Annotated in this window: 11 protein-coding genes and 1 pseudogene; 9 read left to right on the top strand and 3 right to left on the bottom strand. The window is 75.5% G+C overall.

From position 1 onward, the window contains the following. Positions 1 to 71: 71 nt before the first annotated feature. Positions 72 to 1508 (top strand): MFS transporter, encoded by a 1437-nt coding sequence (locus MTO91_RS06580; protein ID WP_346104155.1) that lies wholly within the window; start codon positions 72 to 74, stop codon positions 1506 to 1508. A gap of 56 nt (positions 1509 to 1564) precedes the next feature. Next, positions 1565 to 2692, top strand: coding sequence for a GGDEF domain-containing protein (locus MTO91_RS06575; RefSeq protein ID WP_476654048.1), 1128 nt, complete (start codon positions 1565 to 1567; stop codon positions 2690 to 2692). 10 nt (positions 2693 to 2702) lie between these two features. Here MTO91_RS06575 and MTO91_RS06570 read toward each other — a convergent pair whose 3' ends face one another. Continuing rightward, positions 2703 to 4358 (bottom strand): FAD-dependent oxidoreductase, encoded by a 1656-nt coding sequence (locus MTO91_RS06570; protein WP_476654047.1) that lies wholly within the window; start codon positions 4356 to 4358, stop codon positions 2703 to 2705. 165 nt (positions 4359 to 4523) lie between these two features. On the opposite strand from MTO91_RS06570, the pseudogene MTO91_RS06565 reads away from it, so the two are divergent. Beyond that, positions 4524 to 5677: pseudogene (locus MTO91_RS06565) on the top strand (DegT/DnrJ/EryC1/StrS family aminotransferase). 26 nt (positions 5678 to 5703) lie between these two features. Here MTO91_RS06565 and MTO91_RS06560 read toward each other — a convergent pair. Next, on the bottom strand, positions 5704 to 6363 hold the full coding sequence (locus MTO91_RS06560) for a Dph6-related ATP pyrophosphatase (protein ID WP_476654823.1): 660 nt from the start codon (positions 6361 to 6363) through the stop codon (positions 5704 to 5706). Positions 6364 to 6487: 124 nt separating this feature from the next. Between MTO91_RS06560 and MTO91_RS06555 the strand changes: the two genes are divergently transcribed. From MTO91_RS06555 to MTO91_RS06540, 4 genes are all read left to right on the top strand, one after another. Further along, a complete protein-coding gene (locus tag MTO91_RS06555) occupies positions 6488 to 7087 on the top strand; it encodes a sigma-70 family RNA polymerase sigma factor (protein WP_062404298.1) in 600 nt (199 codons plus the stop codon). Between the two features lie 256 nt (positions 7088 to 7343). Beyond that, on the top strand, positions 7344 to 8150 hold the full coding sequence (locus MTO91_RS06550) for a DUF5134 domain-containing protein (RefSeq protein WP_476654046.1): 807 nt from the start codon (positions 7344 to 7346) through the stop codon (positions 8148 to 8150). Next, positions 8147 to 9553 (top strand): PepSY-associated TM helix domain-containing protein, encoded by a 1407-nt coding sequence (locus MTO91_RS06545; RefSeq protein ID WP_405418857.1) that lies wholly within the window; start codon positions 8147 to 8149, stop codon positions 9551 to 9553. Before MTO91_RS06550 ends, MTO91_RS06545 begins: the two co-directional genes overlap by 4 nt. Before the next feature lie 79 nt (positions 9554 to 9632). Continuing rightward, positions 9633 to 10526, top strand: a complete 894-nt coding sequence (locus MTO91_RS06540; RefSeq protein ID WP_405418858.1) for an oxidoreductase — start codon at positions 9633 to 9635, stop codon at positions 10524 to 10526. Positions 10527 to 10580: 54 nt separating this feature from the next. Here MTO91_RS06540 and mftD read toward each other — a convergent pair whose 3' ends face one another. Continuing rightward, on the bottom strand, positions 10581 to 11798 hold the full coding sequence (mftD, locus tag MTO91_RS06535; protein WP_062400817.1) for a pre-mycofactocin synthase MftD: 1218 nt from the start codon (positions 11796 to 11798) through the stop codon (positions 10581 to 10583). Positions 11799 to 12383: 585 nt separating this feature from the next. Between mftD and MTO91_RS06530 the strand changes: the two genes are divergently transcribed. After that, on the top strand, positions 12384 to 13265 hold the full coding sequence (locus tag MTO91_RS06530) for a LytR/AlgR family response regulator transcription factor (RefSeq protein WP_476654822.1): 882 nt from the start codon (positions 12384 to 12386) through the stop codon (positions 13263 to 13265). Positions 13266 to 13369: 104 nt separating this feature from the next. Next, the gene (locus MTO91_RS06525) at positions 13370 to 14383 is read left to right on the top strand and encodes a hypothetical protein (RefSeq protein WP_476654045.1); all 1014 of its coding nucleotides are present in this window, start codon (positions 13370 to 13372) and stop codon (positions 14381 to 14383) included. Positions 14384 to 14413: the final 30 nt, after the last annotated feature.

Here is a 14413-nt window from a genome sequence, read left to right as displayed (position 1 = left end):
CAGGCACCCCCTGACAGGAACGGCACGTCGCGGCGACGGAAGAGACCAGGACATCCCGGTGTTCGCCGACCATGGACACCGGACTGCGCACCGGCACCGCGGCCGGCCGTTGGGTCATCACGGCCTGCGTGCTCGGCTCGGGCATGGCGATGCTCGACAACACCGTCGTCACGATCGCCCTGCCCCGCATCGCCGAGGACCTCGGCGCCGGATTCGCCGGTCTCCAGTGGACGGTCAACGGCTACACGCTGACCCTGGCCGGGCTGATCCTGCTCGGCGGCTCGCTGGGCGACCGGTTCGGCAGGCGGCGGATCTTCGTGACCGGGGCGGTCTGGTTCGCGCTGGCCTCGCTGCTGTGCGGGCTGGCGCCGAGCGTCGAGGTGCTCGCCGCGGCCCGGGCCCTGCAGGGGGTGGGCGGGGCGCTGCTGACCCCGGGCAGCCTGGCGCTGATCTCGGCGTCGTTCCACGGGGCGGACCGGGCGGCGGCGATCGGGGCCTGGTCCGGGCTCGGCGGGGTCGCGGGGGCGCTGGGCCCGTTCGTCGGCGGGACGCTCGTGGAGTGGTCGTGGCGGGCGGTGTTCCTGATCAACCTGCCGCTCGCGGCGGTCGTCGTCGCGGTGGCGGTGCGGCACGTGCCCGAGTCGCGTGACCCCGACGCCGCGCACCGGCTCGACGTCCCGGGCAGCGTGCTCGCGGTCGCCGGGCTGGCGTTGCTGACCTGGGCCGGGACGGCGGCCGGCGCCGGTGCATCGCCCGGGCTGCAGGTGTGGGGCGCGGGCCTCGCCGGAGTGGCGGCACTCGTGGCGTTCGCGCTGGTCGAACGGCGCAGCCGGTCCCCGCTGGTTCCACCGGAGCTGTTCACCGGCACCGGCGACGCCGGGGACGGGCGCCGGTTCACCGGCGCGAACGTCGTGACCGTCGCCGTCTATGCGGCGCTGGGGCTGCTGTTCGTGCTGCTCGCCGTGCAGCTGCAGATCGTGGCCGGGTTCTCCCCGTTGCTGGCGGGGACCGCGACCCTGCCGGTCACCGTGCTCATGCTGCTGCTGTCGGCCCGCGCCGGGCGGCTCGCGACGCGCACGGGCCCGGCGCCGCTGGTCACCGGCGGGCTGCTGCTGGCCGCGGCCGGGATGCTGCTGGCGTCGCGGATCGGGCCCGGCGCGACCTGGCTCACCGACGTGCTCCCGGCGACGGCGCTGGTCGGGCTGGGGCTGTCCGCGGCCGTCGCGCCGCTGACCACGGCGGTGCTCGACGCGGCGGCGGACCGGCACGCGGGCGTCGCGTCGGGGGTCAACAACGCGATCGCGCGGGCGGCGGGCCTGCTCGCGGTGGCGGCCGTGCCCGCGATCGCAGGGATCCGCGGGGACGCCCCGGCCGACCCGGCCTCGTTCGGGCCGGGGTTCACGAGCGCCATGTGGATCGGGGCATCACTCCTCGTGATCGGTGCGGTACTTGCCGCCGCACTGTTACGGGGAGGGACCGAGACTCGCATCACACAGGCAACCGCTTAACCGTTCACGCACGTATAACTTTGTGACAAGCGTTACTGCAAATGAGTGAGGCGTGAGTGATCAGTGCCGGGGACTCCGCACTCATGCCCGGCGTCGCGCACCGCCCCTCACGGACCGTCACGAAGCCGCTGCTCGACGCGCTCGCCCTGGCGATCGAGGAGTTCGCCCTCGCCCCGTCCCGGGACCGGCCGATGGCGGTCGTCGGGCTCGTCCAGCGGTCGGAGTACCTCCGGCCGGCGCTCGGCGTCTGGGACCGGCTCGCCGCCGTCTGCGGGGACGGCGCCGTCGTCGCCACCGTCGGCGACGCCCCCGACGGGCTCCCCGACGGCCTCGGGCACATCCGGCTCACCGACGGCGAGGACGCGGCCCGCGAGCGGAGCGTCACCGTCCTGACGCCGCGGTCCGGGGCGACCGTCGTCGCCCACGACCTGGAGGCCGTCGACGGGGCGGCGCGCTCGCTGGAGCGGGGCAGGCTGTTCTCCGCCCGCTGGTCCTTCCGGCACGCCGACGCCCACTCCGAGCTGCTGCGGCTGCGTCACCAGCTCGGCGCGCGGCTCGGCTCGCGGCACACCGGCGGCCTCGACGAGGTGCTCTCCCGGGTCGTCCCCATCCCCGGCACGGCCACCGACCACCGTTACGACGCCGCGGCCGACACCCTCGCCCGCGAGCTGTCGCTGGAACGCCGCCGCGCCGACGCCGCGCAGACCCGGCTCGACGAGCTCGAACCCGGCGCCGAGCGCGACCCGCGCAGCGGGCTGCCGACCCGGGCGTTCCTGGAGCGCTGGCTCGACGGGTCCGCGCCGGGCACCCTGCCGCTGGGCCTGGTGCTGCTGCGGGTGCAGGGGCTGGGGTCGATGACCCGGCGGCACGGGTTCCGTGCCGAGACCGCGGTGCTCCGCGGGATCGCCCGGCTGCTCACCGGGCAGGTCGGGTCCGCCGGGCGGCCGGTGCGCGTCGGGCGCGAGGAGTTCCTCCTGCTGCTGCCCGGCGCCGACGTCCGGTCCCTGGCCGCGGCCGCCGAGCGGCTCTGCGAGACCGTCGCCGGGCTGGCGGCGGTGTTCCCGTTCGTCCCGACGCCGTCGCACGCGGTGATCACCCGGACCCGGCACCGCCCACTTCCCCTCGAGGAGATGTGGGCGGCGCTCGACGACGCCGGGACCGGGGTCACGCTGCTGCGCGGCTGACCGCGCGGGCTCAGCCCCGGACGTCGGCCGTGATCAGCTCCGCGGTCCGGCAGGCCAGCGCGACCAGCGCCAGCGTCGGCCCGACCGCGCCGGCCGACGGGAACACCGCGCTGGAGGCGATGTGCACGTTCGGCGTGCCGTGGACCCGGCACTCCGGGTCCACGACGCCGGTGCGCGGCGAGTCCGACATGCGCAGCAGCCCCATCTGGTGGGTGCCGTCGGTCATGTCCATGTCGTGCACGTGCTCCACGTCGGACAGGTCGACGTGGGCGAGCCCGGTCCGCTCCAGCTCCTTGCCGATCAGGGACAGCGACGTCACGATCGCCTCCCGGTCAGCGGCGGAGACCCGGTAGTCGACCCGCAGCCGGTGCTGGCCCAGCGCGTCGCGCTCGCGGTCGAGCGTGACCCGGTTCCCCGGGTCGGGGGTCTGCTCGGCGTCGAACCGCAGCCGGCAGTGCGCGGAGTCCAGCGGCATGAACGACGGCACCCGCCGCTCCCCGGTGATCCGCGGCCGGGCCCACCCACGGGCGAAGCGTGCCACCCGCAGCGGGTCGGCGGCGACGTTGCGCACGTGGTGGCCGATGTCGGTGGTGTGGCTGTACTGGGCGTGCGTCCCGGCGGCCTTGAACCCGGTGCGGAGCTTGCCCAGGCCCCAGTAGGTCAGCGCGAACGTCGACAGCAGCGCGTCGCCGTGCTCGGCGTCCTTCGGGTCGGCGAACCACAGCGCTGCCTTCAGGTTGCCCAGCCGGTGGTCGGCCTGGACCTGCGGGGACAGCGAGAGCATCCGGCGGGCGTAGACGCCGTCGTCGGTGGGCAGATAGCCCAGGCCCAGCGTGCGCCCGGCCGTGGTCAGCCGCAGCCGCCCCACCTCGCCCACCGGGTGGGTCATGTAGTGCCGCCCGACCTGGCCGTACTCGTCGCCGATCCCGGCTCCGGTCCCGGTGCCGCCGTAGCCGTCGGAGGCGAGCAGGATCCGGACCGACTCCAGGCCCCCCGCCGCGACGACGAAATGCCGCGCCCGGATCCGGATGTCGCATCCCGGCCGCGGGACGACGACGGCCTCGGTCGCGGTGCCCGACACCGGGTCGCGCTCCAGACGGGCGACGGTGGCGTGCAGGAACAGCCGGATCCGCCCCGCCTTCGCCATGGTCTCCACGGTCGGCGCGAACGACGTCGGCGGGCTCCAGCGCCACAGGTCGTCCCAGCGCAGGGTGTCGCTGTGGATCCCGGGCGGGCCGGCCGGGAAGCCCGACTCCGGGGCCGAGTACTCGCAGGCGCCGGCGTCGAGGTGCCGCTGGGCGGCCGGGTACCAGGCGCGCAGCTCCTCGTGCCGGATCGGCCACGCGGCACCGGGCATCCACTCGCGGTCGGAGAAGTCGACGTCGTCGAGCGGAGCGCAGCGCCCGCCCCACACCAGGGAGGTGCCGCCGAGGCGCTTCTGCCGGACGGCGTCGACCGGGTCGTGCTTGCCCCGCCCGGTGATGCCCCGGTAGGTGTCGCGGGCGGTGCGGCTCAGACCCGGGCCGCCACCCTCCAGGACGACGACGCGCAGGCCGCGGTCGGCCAACTCGGTCGCGGCAGCGGCCCCGGCCGGACCGCTGCCGATCACGCAGACCTCGGCCTCGAAGATGGAGCCGGGGAGCGCGCGCCGGGTGTCGATGAGCATGGAGGGCGGTTCCTTCCGAACGTGGTGCGGTACTGCCACCGATGGTGCCCCGGCTCGGCTGTGAGGACGCTGTGGCTGCTCCCGGCCTCCCGTCGCCGGGGGCGTGCCGACCCGCCCGGTACCGTCGTGTCCGGTTCACACGGTTCGCATCCGGAGGAGCACGGTATGGGACTCGCCGCCATGGCGACGACCGCACGGGGGATGGCCGCGACGGTCCGGGTCCTCGGGCGCGGGGAGCTGGGCCGCTTCACCGGCGGCGACCGCTCGGAGGTCGCACGGTTCGAGTCCGAGCTCGCCGGGTTCCTCGGGACCTCGCACGCACTGGCCGTCAACAGCGGCACCAGCGCCCTGGTCGCGGCACTCGTCGGCGCCGGGGTCGGCCCCGGCGACGAGGTGCTCGTCCCCGCCTATACCTGGGTGTCGACGGCCGCCGCGGCACTCGCCGTCGGCGCCGTGCCGGTCCTGGTCGAGGTCGACGCCTCGCTCACGATGGACCCGGCCGACCTCAAGGACCGGATCACCCCGCGCAGCCGAGCGGTGCTGCCGGTGCACATGCTCAACCATGTCGCCGACATGGACGCGATCATGGACGTGCGGCCGCCCACGACCTCGTCGTGATCGAGGACGCCTGCCAGGCCATCGGCGTCACGTACCGGGGGCGCCCGGCCGGGTCGATCGGCCACGCCGGCGCCTTCAGCTTCAACCAGCACAAGAACATCCGCTCCGGCGAGGGCGGCGCCCTGGTCACCCGGGACCCGAAGCTGTTCGAGCGGGCGTCGATGTACCACGACGTGGGCAGCTACGAACGCGCCGGATTCGCCGGGGCCGACGCGGACCTGATCGTCGGGGTCAACCTGCGGATGCCCGAGCTGTCCGCGGCGGTGCTGCGTCCGCAGCTGGCCGGCCTGCGTGCGCAGATCGCCCGGCGCGGGCGGCACCGCGACATCATGCTGTCGGCGCTGTCGGACCGGATCGGGCGCGACCTGGAGCCGGTGCCGCACCACGACCCGGCGCACGCCGCCGGGCTGGCGCTGGCCTTCCCGTCGGCCGAGGCGGCGGCGGAGTTCGGCACCCGCCGCGGGGTGCACCGGCTCATCGACACCGGCCGGCACGTGTACACGAACTGGCGCTCGCTGCGGGCCCGCAACCCGCTGCACCCCGGGTTCGACCCGTACGCAGCGAACGGCACCGAGATCGACCACGGCCCCGGCGCCTGCCCGCGCACCCTGGAGATCCTGGCCCGGACCTGCGTGGTCGACCTCGCCCCCGAGCTGCCGACGCCGGCGTTCCGGCTGCTCGCCTCCCGCACCGCGGGCTGAGCCGCCCGGCGGGCCCGGACCCGGTCTCAGCCGGCCGGGGCCAGCACGGCCTGCACGTGGCCGTCGCGGGCGACGGTGCCGGTGACCGCGACCGGCACGTCGTGGGCGAACCCCGGCCCGCCGGTGACGAAGGTGTGGAACTCGCCGTTCTCCCCGCACGGGTCCACCCCCGGTGGCAGCGCTGCCAGGAACTCGGCGTCGAACGCAGCCCCGGCGAGCCGCGCGGGGACCCGGCCCGGGTCGACGGCGACGACGACCGCCCGCAACCCGGCGTCGAGCATCCCGGCGGCCAGCGCACCGGTCGCCGCGCCCCACAGCGGGAACACCCCGGTGACCCCGGTGCCGTCGAGGACCTCCTCGCGGAACGCACGGACGTCGGCCAGCGCCAGGTCGCCGTGCACCAGCCCGGTGACACCGGACGCGGCGGCCGGCGCGAGCGCGGCCCGCAGCCGGGCCCGGTACTCGCCGTCGGGGCACGACGGCGGCAGCTCCACCCGGTGCAGCGGCAGGCCCAGCGCGTCGGCCTGGGCGGCGACGAGCGCGGCCCCCACGCCGTGCACCGCGATCTCCGCGCCACCGGGCCCTGCCGTGACGGTGCTGAGCAGCCCGGTCACCCGCGCTCCGGCCCGCCGCGCGGCGGCCAGCGCCGTCGCCGCGTCCTTGCCCCCGGACCAGCTGACCCACATGTCGGACACCCTGCGACGGTAGCGTCCGGACAGCATCGATCCGGTCACACACCGTGCTCCCACGGAGCGGACGGTGACCGGGTCGGGCTTCTGCCCCGCACGGCCGACGGCTACCGTGACCGGCGTGCCCGAACGCCACGACGACGCCACCGTGACGGCGTGGGCGTTGGCCGCGGGTGCCGGTGACACCGCCGCGCTCGCGGAGTTCGTGCGGGCGACCCAGGTCGACGTCCACCGCTTCCTCGTCCACCTCGCCGGCCGCGACGACGCCGAGGACCTCGCCCAGGAGACGTTCCTGCGGGCCCTGCGGTCGCTGCCCTCGTTCGCGGGCCGCTCCACCGCCCGCACCTGGCTGCTGTCGGTCGCCCGCCGGGTCGCCGTCGACGCGGTGCGCACCGCGGTCCGCCGTCCCCGCGTGCGGGACCTGGGCGAGGACACCCAGGAGGTGCTGGAGCGCGCGGTGCCGCGCACCGGCGCGCAGGAGGCCGTCCTGCTGCGGACACTGGTCGACGCACTGCCCGACGACCGCCGTGAGGCGTTCGTCCTGACCCAGGTCCTGGACCTGGGCTACGCCGAGGCCGCACAGGTCTGCGGCTGCCCGGTCGGCACCATCCGGTCCCGGGTCGCCCGGGCCCGCGAGGACCTGCTGCGCGCGCTCGGCGAGGACGGGACCGGGACCGCCGGGGCGCCCGCGTCCGGCGTCCGTCGCGCCGCCCGCCCCTGAGACCGCGCCGCACCCGGCGTGCCCCGGGCCGCCGCCCCGACCACAGCGGCATCCGACCACGGACGCCCCCGGTCGCTGCACCCGCCCGCCGCGGCATCCGTGCCTCTGCGCCACCCGGCCACCGCCCTCCGGCGATCACGACGGGAGTGACCGGCGTCGCACCCCTCGGACCGGTACCCGCGGGAACCGGACGGGCCCCACCGGCGACCACTTCCGGCGTGCGCCCCCGCACCTCCCCCGCCCCCGAGGAGTACCTGTGATCTCGTCGTTGCCGCTGGCCTGGGCCCTGACGGCGGTGTTCGCCGCCACCGGGTTCTACGCGCTGGCCCGCTGGGCCACCGCGGTCTCGGAGCGCCGCTCCGCCGCGCACCGCACCGCGGAGCTCGCGCACCTGCTGATGAGCGCGGCGATGGTCGTCATGACCTGGACCTGGTACGGCAGCGCGGGGCTGTGGACCCAGATCGTCCTGTTCTCCGTGCTGGGTGTGTTCTTCCTGGTCACCGCGTCACGCGGGGTGCCCTGCGGACCCTCGGGGCGGGTCGCGGGTGCGGCGCACGCACTGATGGCCGCGGCGATGGTCTGGATGCTGGCCGCGATGCCGCTGATCATGGCCTCACCGCCGGCGGCCGCGGGCGGCGGCGGTGCCCACGCCCACCACGGCGGCGACACCATGGACATGTCCGGGGCTGCCCATGCCGCAGGCCCGGCCGGATGGGCGGTCGCGGTGACCGTGGCGCTGTGCGCGGTGCTGCTGGCCGCCGCCGGGTACTGGGGTGCCCGCGCGCTGAGCCACGACCGCGACGCCGGGGACCCGCTGACCCCCGACGACGCGGCGACGGCCGCCGAGGCGACCGACCGGGCCGCCTGCGACTGCGCCGACCCCACGGCGGCCGCGCAGCCGGCGCCGGACGGGGCGGCCGGGGCGACCACCGCGCTCGCCGAGCGGGTCGGGACGCCCGCGCGACCCGCGGGGCGGCTGGGCGCGCGCTCGGACGCCGCCTGCCACGCCGCGATGAGCGTCGGCATGGTCGTCATGCTCGCGGCGATGGTGGCGGGCTGGTGAGCACCGGCCTCGACACCCGGCCCGGGGCGCCCGTCCCGCCGCCGGAGCGGCCCCCGCTGTTCCGGGGCCTGAAGGGACTCGTCACCCGGATCCACTTCTACGCGGGCCTGTTCGTCGGCCCGTTCCTGCTGGTCGCGGCGCTCACGGGACTGCTCTACACGCTGTCGCCACCGATCGAGCGCTGGATGTACGCCGATGCGCTGACCGCCCCGGTCAGTGGCCCGGAGCTCCCGCTGTCCCGTCAGGTCGAGGCGGCCGTCGCGACCCAGCCCGGCCTGCCCGTCACCGAGATCCGGCCGTCGCGCGAGCCCGGCGCGACGACCCGGGTGTCCTTCGACGCCGACCTGCCCGAGAGCTACAGCCGCACCGTGTTCGTCGACCCGTACACCGCGCAGGTGCGGGCCACCCTCGACACCTACGCCGAGTGGCTCCCCGCCCGCGGTGTGATCGACAACCTGCACCGCTCACTGCTGCTGGGAGCCCCCGGGCAGGTCTACACCGAGCTCGCGGCGTCCTGGCTGGCCGTGCTCACCCTGTCCGGCCTCGTGGTGCAGGTGACCCGCCGGGTACGACGACGCCGGGAGCGGCTGCTGCCGCGGACCGGCGGGTCGTCGCGGTCGCGGCTGCGGTCCTGGCACGGCGCGGTGGGCGTCTGGGCCTCGGTCGGCTTCCTGTTCCTCGCCGCGACCGGCCTGACCTGGTCGCAGTTCGCCGGGGCCAACGTGGGCGCACTGCGCACCGCCCTGGACTGGACGACGCCGTCGGTCAGCAGCACGCTGCCCGCCGCCGGTGGCGACGCGGCCGCGCCCGTGACGGGCACCGCGACCGCACCGGCGGCCCCGCGGGCGGTCCCGGCCGTCGCCCAGCGGGTCCTCGACGCCGCGCGCGCCGACGGCCTCTCCGGACCGGTCGAGCTCACCCCGGGCGAGCCCGGGGAGGCCTGGACGGTCCAGCAGACCGTGCGCAGCTGGCCGTCGCAGCAGGACTCCGTCGCCGTGGACCCGGCGACCGGGACGATCACCGACCGGCTCGCCTTCGCGGACTGGCCGGTCGCGGCGAAGCTCGCCCGCTGGGGCATCGACGCGCACATGGGCCTGCTGTTCGGCACCGTCAACCTGGTCGCGCTCGCCGCCCTCGCGTCAGCCGTGGTCGTGCTGGTCGTGTGGGGCTACCGGATGTGGTGGCTGCGCAGGCCGACCCGGCCGGACGGGTCGCGCGGACCCGCCGGGCCGCCGGGGTCCCGGGAGCGGCCCTCCCCCGCCGCGGTGGCGCTGGTCGGGCTGGCCGCGGTGGCGGCCGGGCTGGTGCTGCCGGTGCTGGGGGTCTCGCTGATCCTGTTCCTGCTCGTCGACGCCCTGGTCGCGGCCCAGCGGGACCGGACGGCGGCCGAGCCCGCGGGCTGACCCGTCCGGGGCGCCGGCGGGTGGGCACCGGCCCGAGCGGGTAGACCTGGACACCCGTTCCCCGTGAAGGAGTCACCCCGTGTTACGGACCTCACCCGCCCCCTGGACGACGGCGGACATCCCGCCCCAGCAGGGCAGGACCGTGATCGTCACCGGCGCCACCAGCGGCCTCGGGCTGGAGACCACCCGGGCCCTGGTGCACGCCGGTGCGCGTGTCGTGCTGGCCGTACGGGACACCACCCGCGGCGAGGAGATCGCCTCCGAGCTCGGTGGCGCGGTGTCGGTGCGCCGGCTCGACCTGGCCGACCTCACCTCGGTCCGCGAGTTCGCCGCCGGGTTCGAGGGCACCGCCGACGTCCTGGTCAACAACGCCGGCCTGATGGCGGTGCCGTTCTCCCGCACCGCGGACGGATTCGAGACCCAGCTCGGGGTCAACTTCCTCGGCCACTTCGCGCTGACCGGTCTGCTGGCCGACCGGATCACCGACCGCGTGGTGACGCTGTCCAGCGTGGCCCACCGGATGGGCCGGATCGGCATCGACGACCTGAACTTCGAGCGCCGCCGCTACGAGCGCTGGACCGCCTACGGCCAGTCCAAGCTCGCCTGCCTGATGTTCGCCTACGAGCTGGAGCACCGGTTCGTGGCGGCCGGGTCGCGGCTGCGGTCGATGGCCGCGCACCCCGGGTATGCGGCGACGAACCTGCAGTCGCGCACCGAGTCCGTCCAGGACGCACTGATGGGCGTGCTCAACAAGGTGGTCGCCCAGTCCGCGTCGGCAGGGGCGCTGCCGACGCTGTTCGCCGCGACCGTCCCGGACCTGCCCGGCGGTGCCTACATCGGACCCGACGGGATCGGCGAGGCACGCGGCAACCCGCGGCCGGTGGGGTCCACGGCGGCCTCGCACGACCGCCAGATGCAGCGGGCGCTCTGGGAGCGCGCCGAGGAGCTGACCCGGGTCACGTACCCGCTGTGAGCAGGCGGTGGTGCGGGGGCCCGGTCGCGCCGGGCCCCCGCACCACCGGGTGTCTCAGAGCTTCGAGACGCGGGTGAAGTTCTCCGGGACGATCAGGTCGTCGCGGGAGAGCTCGTGGATCGACTTCTTGCCCAGGCCCAGCAGCGCCTCGTCGATCCCCTTGTAGAGGATCGACAGGACGTTGGTGACCCCGCGCTCGCCCTGCGCGGCCATCCCCCACAGGTAGGCGCGGCCGATCAGGACCGCGCGGGCACCGAGCGCGAGCGCCTTGACGACGTCGGCACCGCGTCGGATGCCGCCGTCCATCACGACCTCGACCTGGTCCCCGACGGCGTCGACGATCGCGGGCAGCGCCCGGATCGCGGCCGGGGTGCCGTCGAGGTTGTTGCCGCCGTGGTTGGACACCGAGACCGCGGTGGCGCCCGCGTCGACGGCGCGACGGGCGTCGTCGGGGTGCATGATGCCCTTGATCATGAACGGGCCGCCCCACTTCTCGCGGAGCCAGGCGATGTCGTCCCAGGTCGGCAGCGGGGTGGTCCACCAGACGCCGTAGGCGCCGAAGAAGGTGGGGGCGTCGCCGCCGCCGGGGGGCGCCATGTTCGGGGCCTTGAGGTCCGGGATCCTCCCGGACTTCGCCCAGTCCAGCACGTAGCGCGGCTTGGTGATCATCTCGGGCGCGAACTGCAGCGCGGCCTTGACGTCGACCTTCTCGGGGATGGGCGGGCTGCCCCAGTCGCGGCGGGTGGCGAAGGTCCAGTCCAGGGTCACGATGAGGCCCTTGGCGCCCGCCCGCTTCGCACGCAGGGCGCGCTCGAGGATGTCCTCCTTCGACCCGGCCCAGTAGACCTGGAAGAAGACCTTGTCGTGGACCGCGCAGACGTCCTCGACCGAGCGGGACGCGAACGACGACAGACCCATCGCCGTCGACACGGTCTGCTCGGGGTTCAGCGGGTTCTGGATGTTGGAGCTGTGCGCGGCGCGCGCGACCGCGACCTCGCCCTCGGGGTCGACGGCCTGCACACCGGTCGGGGAGATCATGACCGGGAAGTCGATGTCGACGCCCATCACCGAGGTCTTCTGCTCCCGCTGCGGCGGCAGCCCCGCGATGTGCGGGCGGAAACCGAGCTCGTCGAAGGCGGCGACGTTGTCCGCCAGCGTGATCCCCTGCTCCGCGCCGGCGACCAGCGCGTAGTAGACCGACTTCGGCAGGCGCTTGCGCGCCCGTCGCTGCGCCTCCGCGACCGTCTCGAACCAGTCCTTCGTGCTCGCCATGCCTGCCCCTTCGCAGTCGGAGGTTTGCGCCCGGCCACCGTCGGTCGCGGCCGGTCCGACACGCCGACCGCGTACGAGACGGTCCCACGTGGCGGGTCTCACGGCACGGTAGCGTTTCGGCACCGAGTGCCACAATGACACCCGCTCGCAGCCCGTCCGATCGGCGGGGGAACGACCCTCCGCCCGACCAGCCACGACGCCGTCCCAGGCCCCGAGGACGGACCGCGTCCACGACCGGCTGCCACGACTCGTGACGCTCCGCTGTCACGCCCACTCCGAAGGCCCACCCCGGATCGTGTGGGACGGGAGGCCGGACCGGCCGTCGGTGACGCTCCGCTGTCTCGATACGGTGTGCCCGCAGTCACCGGTCAGCGGGCGGTGTGCCCGCGGCAAGGAGGAGCCGTGTACAGCCACGCGCGGGGTGGGCACGCTTCGGGCGCGACGCCCGCCGGCCCGGTCGGCCACGTGCTGCAGCCCGGGTACGGCGCCGCGAGCAACCACCGGCCCATCGGGGTCCCGGGACAGCTCCGCGCCCCGGAGCCGCCGCAACCACCGCCTGCCGCCCCGGCGGGGACACGGCTCACCGTGCTCGCCGTCGACGACGAGGAACCGGCCCTGCTCGAGCTGGCGCACCTGCTCGGCGAGGACCAGCGGGTCGCGACCGTGCTGACCGCGCCGGACGCCACCGAGGCGCTGCGCATCCTGCACGGCTCGCAGGCCGACGCGAGCACCCCGACCGTCGACGTCGTGTTCCTCGACATCCGGATGCCCGGCCTCGACGGCCTGGAGCTCGCCCGGGTGCTGAACGCGATGGCCGACCCGCCGCCGGTGGTGTTCGTGACCGCCCACGACGACCGCGCCGTCGACGCCTACGAGGTCGGCGCCGTCGACTACCTGCTCAAGCCGCTGCGCACCGAGCGCCTGTCCGGCTCGCTGGACCGCACCATGGCGCTGCGCGCCGCCCGCCGGGCCGCCCCCGGCCCACCCCCGGCGCCGCCGCGCCACGGCGTCGAGCAGGGCGGCAGGCCCGATCCCGCGGCCGCCCGCCGGGGTGCCCCCGCCGCGACCACCGACGACGAGGTGGTGCCGGTCGAGCTGGCCGGCACCACGAAACTCGTCCCCCGCTCCTCGATCCGGTTCGTCGAGGCCCAGGGCGACTACGCCCGGCTGCACACCAGCGAGGGCAGCCACCTGGTCCGGATACCGGTCTCGGTGCTGGAGGACCGCTGGGGCGAGGCCGGGTTCGTGCGGATCCACCGCGCCTACCTGGTGTCGCTGCCGCTCATCACCGAGCTGCGCATGTCCGGGTCGGGGTACGTGGTCCGCCTCGGCAACGGGCCGGGGGCGGTCGAGCTGCCCGTCAGCAGGCGGCACACCGCGGGCCTCAAGCGGATCCTGCGGGGACGTCCACCGCGTCCGCAGCGCGGGCCCGAGGACGGCCCGGACGGGCCCGTCGTCCCGCGCTGACCCGGGTCGGACGACCGCGGCGGGCCACGGCCCGTCGCGTGGCCGACACGCCCGGTCACCGTCCGTACTGCCGTGCGCGATCCTGTCGCCTAGCCTGGTGACCGGTGTCCATCTCGGGTGAGTCCTCGCACGTCCTGTCCGTCACCAGCCGTCGTCGCCGCGCGCGTCGCCTGCGTCCGCCTGCGTTGCTCGTGGCGCTGCTGACCGCGTGCGCGCTGGTCGCGGGCTGCTCCGCGAGCGCCGCCGCCCCCGCCCCGGCTCCGGCCGCCCCGCCGTCCCCCGAGCAGCCGGCGCCCACCTCCGCCGCGCCCGCGGTGCCGGAGCTTCCCGGTGGTGGCACCGAGGTCTTCCCGGGCCGCCGGATGGCAGCGCTCTACGGACACCCGGGCACCCCGTCGATGGGCGTCCTCGGCGAGCAGGACCTGCCGCGCTCGATCGCCCGCGCGAAGGACCTCGCCGCCGACTTCCAGCCGCTCGTGCGCGAGCCCGTCGTGCCGGCGTTCGAGATCATCACGACGGTCGCCGACCGTGCCCCCGGCCCGGACGGCGACTACTCGGCGGAGATGAGCGTCGAGGAGCTGCGACCGTGGGTCGAGCAGGCCGGGAAGGCCGGCGTCTACGTGGTGCTGGACCTGCAGCCCGGGACCACCGACTTCCTGACCCAGGCGAAGCGCTACGCCGAGCTGCTCGCGCAGCCGCACGTCGGGCTCGCGCTCGACCCCGAGTGGCGGCTGGAGCCGGGCCGGCGCCACGGCGTGCAGGTCGGCTCGGTGACCGCGGCCGAGATCAACCGGACCTCGGAGTGGCTGGCCGGGCTGGTGCGCGCGAAGAAGCTGCCGCAGAAGGTGTTCCTCATCCACCAGTTCCGGGTCTCGATGATCTCCGACCGGCAGACCGTGGTCACCTCCCACCGCGAGCTCGCGACCGTGCTGCACGCCGACGGCTACGGCACCCGCCAGGAGAAGACCGAGACCTGGAACGCACTGCACGCCGCACCCCGTCCGCCCGGTCTGTGGTGGGGCTGGAAGAACTTCATCGACGAGGACGAGCCGACCTTCACCCCGCGCGAGACCTACGCCGTCCGGCCCGAGTCGCCCGTCTTCGTGTCCTACCAGTGACGGGTATGTCCGCCCTGCCCGGCGCCACCC

The organism is Pseudonocardia sp. 2-7 (assembly GCF_056341085.1).
The sequence above is the reverse complement of the archived record's forward strand: the minus strand, read 5'-3'. Positions and strand labels throughout refer to the sequence as shown.

Bases quoted from the DNA above. Each gene is read 5' to 3' on its own strand.
- MTO91_RS06570 (WP_476654047.1), bottom strand. From the start codon at position 4,358: ATGCTCATCGACACCCGGCGCGCGCTCCCCGGCTCCATCTTCGAGGCC.
- MTO91_RS06580 (WP_346104155.1), top strand. From the start codon at position 72: ATGGACACCGGACTGCGCACCGGCACCGCGGCCGGCCGTTGGGTCATC.
- MTO91_RS06560 (WP_476654823.1), bottom strand. From the start codon at position 6,363: ATGTGGGTCAGCTGGTCCGGGGGCAAGGACGCGGCGACGGCGCTGGCC.
- mftD (WP_062400817.1), bottom strand. From the start codon at position 11,798: ATGGCGAGCACGAAGGACTGGTTCGAGACGGTCGCGGAGGCGCAGCGA.